Source organism: Alteriqipengyuania sp. (assembly GCF_964222115.1).
Classification (GTDB): Bacteria; Pseudomonadota; Alphaproteobacteria; order Sphingomonadales; family Sphingomonadaceae; genus Alteriqipengyuania.
This window is the reverse complement of sequence record NZ_CAXQBM010000058.1, coordinates 21348-28713: the sequence shown is the minus strand read 5'-3', so window position 1 is coordinate 28713 and position 7366 is coordinate 21348. Positions and strand designations below refer to the sequence as shown.

Here is a 7366-nt window from a genome sequence, read left to right as displayed (position 1 = left end):
CTTCGGCTTCGTCGCACGAGGTTGCGGACGTTGCAGGACCGGACTTCGATTTCAGCGGCACTCCGCTCACCGGGCGGCACGTCCTCGTCACCGCTGGGCCGACGCACGAGCCGATCGACCCCGTGCGCTACATCGCCAACCGGTCGAGCGGTAAGCAGGGTTTTGCCATCGCCGCTGCCGCTGCCGCTGCCGGCGCGCGGGTGACGCTGGTCGCCGGACCGGTGCAGCTCGCCACGCCGCCGGGTGTCGATCGCGTCGATGTGCAGACCGCGCGCGACATGGCCGATGCGGTGCGGGATGCCCTGCCCGCCGATATTGCGGTGATGACTGCCGCGGGGGCCGACTGGCGGGCGAGCGAGGTGATCGAACACAAGCTGAAAAAGCGCGCTTCCGCTCCGCCCGCGCTGCGGCTGGAGGAGAACCCCGATATCCTCGCCACGCTGGCCACGTCGGATGCGCGCCCGCCCCTGTTGATCGGCTTTGCTGCGGAAACCGAAGATGTCGTCGCCAATGCGATGGCGAAGCGGGAGCGCAAGAAGGCGGACTGGATCGTCGCCAACGACGTGTCGGGCGGTATCGGCAATAGCGTGATGGGCGGCGCAGACAACCATGTGCATCTCGTCACTGCCACGGGTGTCGAGGAATGGCCCGAAATGCCCAAGAACGAAGTGGCCGCGCAGCTGGTCGAGAGGATCGCTGCGGCACTGGAGGAAATGAATGACCCGGCAGGTTGACGTCAGGATCAAGCGGCTTGCACATGGGGAAGGGATGGCCTTGCCCGCCTATGCGAGCGATGGTGCGGCGGGCATGGACGTGTGCGCGGCGGAAGATGTGGAGCTGGCGCCCGGCGCGCGGCATGCCGTGGCCAGCGGCTTCGCGGTCGCCATCCCCGAAGGATACGAAATCCAGGTGCGCCCACGCTCGGGCCTCGCGTTCAAGCACGGCATTTCGGTGCCCAACGCGCCGGGCACGATCGATTCCGATTATCGCGGGGAGCTGAAGGTCCTGCTCATCAACCACGGAACCGATGCGTTCTCGATCCAGCGTGGTGACCGGATCGCGCAACTCGTCATCGCGCCGGTCACGCGTGCCAGCTTCGAAGAGGTCGATGACCTTGACGAGACTGCACGCGGGGCAGGGGGCTTCGGCTCGACCGGCGGGCACGCGAAGCTTTGAAACGAAAAAGGCGGACCCGTGCGGCCCGCCTTTCCTTTTTCACCTTTTCGGTACGATCCTACCGGTCTTCCGGCTTGATCGAGATGCGAACCGTCTCGCCCGAATTGCCGGGGAAGTCGGTGAACATTGCCTCGACAAGGTTGGGAACGAGGTACTGCAACCGCTTGCTGCGCGACATTGCTTCCGCCGTGCCTTCGAACAGGCGCTCCCCGGTCGCGCGATCGTCGATCTGCAGCTCGATATCGCTGGTATAGACGGTGTAGCTGCGCAGGTCGTCTTCGAACCAGGGGTCGTAGAACCCGTAACCCCAACGGCGGTCGCGAACTGCGAAGACGCGGCCGTCGCGCGTACGGTAATAGCGCGGGCGATACCGGTACCAGGGGTCGAAGAAGGGATCGCGCAGGCCCGAATCGACGATCCGCTCGCGGCCATTATCGACGCCGTAGTCGAAGCGCACCAGCAGGTCGGCGTTTTCGGGCGTGCCGGGAATGTAGCCGAGCGTGGCCATCTTTTCCGTCACGAGGCCGGCATACTGGCTGAACTCCAGCCCGCCGCTCAGCGCCGGATCGTCGGCCACGACTGCGAAGGTCTGCCCCTGCGGCGCGGGAAGCTTCGACTGGAAGCGCGAGACATCTGCCTGGAAGCCGGTCGCGCAGGCGGTCAGCCCGGCGCCCAGCAGGCTCAGTGCACCGAATGCTGCCAGAAAATTGCGTTTTTTCATGTCTCTGCCCCTTTCGGGGGTGGTGTCCATTGGGGACGCCCCCGGTCATGTGTGGTCGACCCGCTACACAGGCTTGCCTGAACCCCCCTTTAACTCCTTGAACGGCCAAAGGTTTCAAGGGCACGCTAGGCGCCGCCACGCACCAGACCAAGCGCCTTGTAGGTGGCGGCCAAGGTGGGCACCGCTTGCTCGCGCGCCATGGCTGCTCCGCGCGCAAGGATTGCATCGAGCGCTTCGCGATCCCCCAGCAACTCGCGGAAACGGCTGGAGATCGGCGCCAGCGTGTCGACCAGCAATTCGCCGAGCGCGGGTTTGAACGCGCCGAAGCCTTGCCCGCCATAGGTCGCCAGAACCTCCTCGCCAGACTGGCCGGCAAGGGCGGCGTAGATGGTGACGAGGTTGAGCGCTTCGGGTCGCCCTTCCAGCCCGGCCATCTCGGACGGCAGCGGATCGGGATCGGACTTGGCCTTCTTGACCTTCTTCATGATCGTGTCGGCATCGTCGGCCAGTTCGATCCTGCTCATCTCGGACGGATCGGACTTGCTCATCTTTTTCGATCCGTCGCGCAGGCTCATGATCCGCGCGGCCTGTGGCGGGATGTAGGGATCGGGCAGGGTGAAGACGGGCGATTCCTCATCGCAGAAATCGTTGTTGAACTTCTGCGCGATATCCCGCGCCAGCTCCAGGTGCTGCTTCTGATCGTCGCCCACGGGCACGTGGGTCGCCTGGTATAGCAACACGTCGGCGGCCTGCAGCACGGGATATGCGAAAAGCGCTACGGAGGCGCCTTCGCGGTTCTTGCCTGCCTTGTCCTTCCATTGGGTCATCCGGTTCAGCCAGCCCATGCGGGCAGTGCCGGTCAGCAACCACTGCAGCTCTGCATGCTGGGGCACCTGAGCCTGGTTGAACAGGACAGAGCGCGCCGGGTCGATCCCGCAGGCGATCAGGGCTGCAGCCATTTCCAGCGTGCCCCTGTGCAGCGTGGCGGGATCGTGCGGCATCGAAATCGCATGCATGTCGGCAAGGAAGAACAGGCATTCGCTGCCTTTGGGCAGTTCGTCCTGCATGCGCACCCAGTTGCGGATCGCGCCGAGGTAGTTGCCGAGGTGAAGATTGCCGGTGGGCTGGATGCCCGAAACCACGCGCATGGTATTCGTCCTGTTCTATCCTGCGCGGCGCATGAGCCGCGTAATCGTGTCGCGGTTGAGCACGCCCAGTGCGGCGCCTGCAACCCCGTATAGAGCGATGCCCAGCCCGGTAATGGCAGCGATGCCCAAAGCTTTCTCCCCCACGCTGCCGGTGAACCAGGGATCGATGGTATCCATCAGCCACCAGAGCCCTGCGCCCATTACGGCGGCAGCCAGGATCATCCGCACCACGCGCGAGGCTGTAAACCCGCTCATGCTGTAGTGCCCCTTGTGCCGCAGGATGGCATATAACAGCGCAACATTGCACCACGCGCCGACCGATCCGGCGACCGCAAGGCCCAGCACCCCGAGACGCGGCACCAGCAGGATATTCAGCACCACGGTCACGAATAGCGAGGCACCTGCGGTATAGACCGGGGTGCGGGTATCCTTGCGCGCGAAGAAGTTGGGCGTGAGGATCTTGATCAGCACATAGGCGGGAAGGCCGAGGACGAGCCCCTGCACGACCGCGCCGGTGACCAGCGCATCGTCGACGGTAAAATTCTGGCCCGCCATGAAGACGCGCACGAAGGCCGATCCGGTGAAGAACAGCGCGACCGCGCAGGGCACGGTCAGCAGCATGGCCAGTTCGATCGCGTTCGATTGCAGGCGGCTCGCCTCGTCCGATTCCTCACGGCTGATGAAGCGCGACAGCGCGGGCAGGATCGCAGTGCCCAGCGCAATGCCGATGATGCCCAGCGGCAGCTGGTTCCAGCGGTCCGCCATGCTGAGATAGGTGTAGCTGCCGACCGGCAGGGTGGATAGGAAGAACAGGTCGACGAAGCGGCTGATCTGGTAGATGCCTGCACCGAAAACCGCCGGAACCACCAGGATGCCGAGTTCGCGCACGCCCCGGGTCAGGCGCGGTGCGACGAGCCGGATGTTGAATCCCTGTCGCCGCATCACGAACCATAGCAGTGCGAGTTGCAGGAAGCCCGAAAACGACAGCGCGAAGGATTGCCACATCGCCGTCTCGCGTCGTGCCTCCACGCCCTCGCCCAGCGTCAGGCCATATGCCAGCGCCGCGATCAGGCAGACATTGAGCAGGATCGGCGCGGCAGCGGCGGCGGCAAACTTGGACAGGCTGTTGAGCACCGCGGCGACCAGCGTCGCGAGGCTCATGAACATAAGGTAGGGGAAGGCTATGCGCGCCATCATGATGGCGACGTCCAGGCTGTCCCCGTCGTTCTCCAGCCCCTCGGGCGCGAAATAGCCGACCACCCACGGCATCGCGATCAGGGCGATCGCGGCGAACACCACGAGGATCGGCAGGAGCACGGCGAGCACTTCGCCCGCGAAGGCCTGCGCTTCGCTGACGTCGCCATCTTCCTCCATCCGGCGGTTGAACAGCGGGACGAAGGCGCTGGCGAAGGCGCCTTCCGCAAACAGCCGGCGGAAGATGTTGGGCAGCATGAAGGCGAGTTGCCATGCATCGCCCATCGCGGTTGCGCCCAGCACGCGCGCGACCAGCACGTCGCGCACGAAGCCGAAGATGCGGCTTACGGCGGTAAACCCGCCGATCGTCCCGACATTCTTGAGCAGGCTCATCCGCCCGCCTCCCCTCTCGGGCCGCCGTCAGGCGTTGCCGCTCGCCGGGCCGCCCATGTTGGCCTGCGCGCCACCTTCTTCCTGCTGCCGCTCCTGCATGCGCTGGATGTACAGCCCGTTGAAATCGATCGGATCGACCATCAGCGGCTGGAAGCCCATGTCGCGGGTCGCATCGGCCATGACCCGGCGCGCGAACGGGAACAGGATGCGCGGAGCCTCGGCAAACAGGAACATGTGCGCCTGTTCCTCCGGCAGATTGCGGATGCCGACGAGGCCGGCATAGAGCAGTTCGACCATGTACAGCTGCCCGCTTTCGCAGGTCGCGCTGGCATTGATCTTCAGCTCGACTTCGCTGACTTCGTCGCTGACATTGTTGACTGCGATGTTGAACTGCAGGTCCAGCTGCGGCTGGTCGGTCCACTGGAAGGCGGCCGGTGCGTTCGGATTTTCGACCGACAGGTCCTTGATATATTGCACAAGGAAGCCGGCAGTCGGCTGGTTGTCGGCACCATTGCCCAGGGGCTGGTTGTCTAGGTTGGTCAGAACGTCGCCTTCGTCGGCCATGGAACTCACTCTGTCTGCAAGGTTGATAGGTCGGGCGTGTCGCCTGAGTGGATCGCCCGCATTGCTGGTTTGCCGCCTAGCAGCCGCTCTCTCGCCCCGCAACGGGCACGAATCGCCGCGATGGGACACTTCGCGGGGCGTTGTGCATTTGATATCGTCCCCTACATGTGGGAATAAGTGCCGAACCAGCGCGCCCGGCACGCCAAGCCCGTCCGGCGCGCGCCCAACGACCAGCCAGGTGCAATAGAATAGTGATTCCCGAAATCGTCATCCTCGCCATGATTGCGGTGTTCCTGGGCCTGAGGCTCTACTCGGTGCTCGGCCGCCGTGCGGAGCATGAGGAAGAGCCGAAGGCGCCCTACGTCGACCGGTTCCAGGGACCGGGCAAGGCATCGGCGGAACAGCCTGCCGAACCCCCGCGCACAGCCGTGACCGAACTGCAGGCCAAGCCGGACGTGATGCCGCAGGTGGAACGCGGCGTGCAGTCGATCATCGCGGCGGATCGCGGGTTCGACATCGTCAGCTTCCTCGAAGGGGCGAAGGGCGCCTACGGGATGATCCTGGAGGCCTACTGGCAGGGCGACAAGGAAACGCTGCGCGAACTGTGCGACGATTCGGTCTACCAAGGGTTTGCAGGCGCGATCGATGCGCGCGAGGAAGCGGGCGAAACGCTCGACAATCGCCTGATCCGGATCGAGGACGCTACGATCCGCGACGCCGAGGTAGAACGCAAGGAAGCGCGCATCACCGTTCGCTTCGTGGCCGATATTGCCGCTGTGACCCGCGACGGGGAGGGCAATGTGGTGGCCGGATCGCTCGACGATGCGATCGAGAGCCGCGACATTTGGACATTTGCGCGGCGGACCGATTCACGCTCGCCCGACTGGCAGCTGGTCGAAACCGACGAAGGCTGATTTCATACAGACCGGGGAGAGGGGCTCGATGTTGAAATGGATCTGGCCGCTCGCGGCGCTCGTAACCCTTTCCAGCTGCGTCGGCCCTGCGGGCGACAAGCCGCCATTCGACCCGATCGATCCTCCGCCTATACCCGTATTGGAGAATGCCGCTGCGGCAGGCGTGATGGCGGGTCCATCGCTCCGCTCGCTCGGTATCGACCAGGCCGATGCTACGGCGGCGCTCGCCGCTTACCGGGCAAGCTGCAACTGGCCTTCGGAAAAGGACGACACCAGCGGGCTCACGCGCCGGGAGGACTGGCTGGGCACCTGTACTGCGGCATTCCGGTGGGATGGAGACGCGCTCACTTTCTTCGAAACCTACTTCGAAACTGCACGGGTGGGCGACGGCGCTGCCTTCGCCACCGGCTATTTCGAGCCCGAGATTCTCGGCAGCCGTACACGGCGCCCCGGCTATGACGTGCCGGTCTACAAGATGCCCGACGACCTCGTGCGGGCCTGGCCCGCCGACATGCCGGAGAGCGAGCGTGAGGGTCGTCCGCCGCTGGGTCGGTACGACGAGACGGGCACTTTCGTCGAGTATTATACCCGCGCAGAAATCGAGGATGGCGCGCTTGCAGGGCGCGGCCTCGAAATCGCGTGGGCGGCGGACGCGGTGGAGTTCTTCTTCCTCCAGATCCAGGGATCGGGCCTGCTACGAACGCCCGATGGCGAGGTCATGCGGATCGGTTACGCCGGGCAGAACGGCCACGGATATACCGGCATTGGCGGGCTGATGCGCGAGCGTGGGCTGCTGGGCGACGGGCCCGGCCAGTACCCCGGTTCGATGCAGGGGATCATGCAATATATCCGCGAGAACCCGGAGGCAGGCAAAGCCCTGATGCGCGAGAACGAGAGCTGGGTTTTCTTCCGGGAGCTGAACACCAGCGGCCCGCTGGGTTCGCTGGGCGTGCCGGTGACTCGCGGGAACAGCGTAGCGGTGGACCCGCGCTTCGTGCCCTATGGCGCGCCGGTGGTGCTCGACATGGACCGCGACATCGCCGACGGTATGTGGGTCGCGCAGGATACCGGCGGGGCCATCAAGGGCGCGAACCGGTTCGACACCTTCTGGGGCAATGGCGGCGATTCGCGCGAGGTCGCAGGCGGCATGAGCGCGCGGGGCACGGCGCTGATCCTGCTGCCCAAGGGGACACTCGCACGCCTCAAAGCGCAGTGAGACCGCCGACACCGTCACCGAGGGGGTTGTCCGAGGAGGA

8 protein-coding genes are annotated in these 7366 nt (G+C 65.1%); 4 read left to right on the top strand and 4 right to left on the bottom strand.

Going from position 1 to position 7366, the window contains the following annotated elements:
* Positions 1-734, top strand: a 734-nt coding sequence (locus ACEQXE_RS08925) for a phosphopantothenoylcysteine decarboxylase (protein WP_370178563.1), incomplete at its 5' end; no start/stop codon positions are given.
* A complete protein-coding gene (gene dut / locus ACEQXE_RS08920) occupies positions 718-1176 on the top strand; it encodes a dUTP diphosphatase (protein WP_370178562.1) in 459 nt (152 codons plus the stop codon). The genes ACEQXE_RS08925 and dut, both read left to right, overlap by 17 nt.
* A 58-nt stretch (positions 1177-1234) precedes the next feature.
* Here the strand turns inward: dut and ACEQXE_RS08915 are convergent, their stop codons facing one another.
* The 4 genes from ACEQXE_RS08915 to secB form a co-directional block, all read right to left on the bottom strand.
* Positions 1235-1897 (bottom strand): DUF4136 domain-containing protein, encoded by a 663-nt coding sequence (locus ACEQXE_RS08915; protein ID WP_370178560.1) that lies wholly within the window; start codon positions 1895-1897, stop codon positions 1235-1237.
* Between the two features lie 125 nt (positions 1898-2022).
* Positions 2023-3045: a tryptophan--tRNA ligase gene (gene trpS / locus ACEQXE_RS08910; protein ID WP_370178559.1), complete on the bottom strand. Its 1023-nt coding sequence runs from the start codon at positions 3043-3045 to the stop codon at positions 2023-2025.
* Positions 3046-3060: 15 nt separating this feature from the next.
* Positions 3061-4632, bottom strand: coding sequence for a murein biosynthesis integral membrane protein MurJ (gene murJ, locus ACEQXE_RS08905; protein ID WP_370178557.1), 1572 nt, complete (start codon positions 4630-4632; stop codon positions 3061-3063).
* A 27-nt stretch (positions 4633-4659) separates the two neighbouring features.
* Positions 4660-5196: a protein-export chaperone SecB gene (secB, locus tag ACEQXE_RS08900; RefSeq protein WP_370178554.1), complete on the bottom strand. Its 537-nt coding sequence runs from the start codon at positions 5194-5196 to the stop codon at positions 4660-4662.
* Positions 5197-5447: 251 nt separating this feature from the next.
* Here secB and ACEQXE_RS08895 point away from each other — a divergent pair, with 251 nt between their 5' ends.
* Together ACEQXE_RS08895 and ACEQXE_RS08890 are read left to right on the top strand one after the other, a co-directional pair.
* Positions 5448-6110 (top strand): Tim44/TimA family putative adaptor protein, encoded by a 663-nt coding sequence (locus ACEQXE_RS08895; protein ID WP_370178552.1) that lies wholly within the window; start codon positions 5448-5450, stop codon positions 6108-6110.
* A gap of 28 nt (positions 6111-6138) precedes the next feature.
* Positions 6139-7326, top strand: coding sequence for a murein transglycosylase A (locus ACEQXE_RS08890; RefSeq protein ID WP_370178549.1), 1188 nt, complete (start codon positions 6139-6141; stop codon positions 7324-7326).
* The last annotated feature ends 40 nt before the right edge of the window (positions 7327-7366 follow it).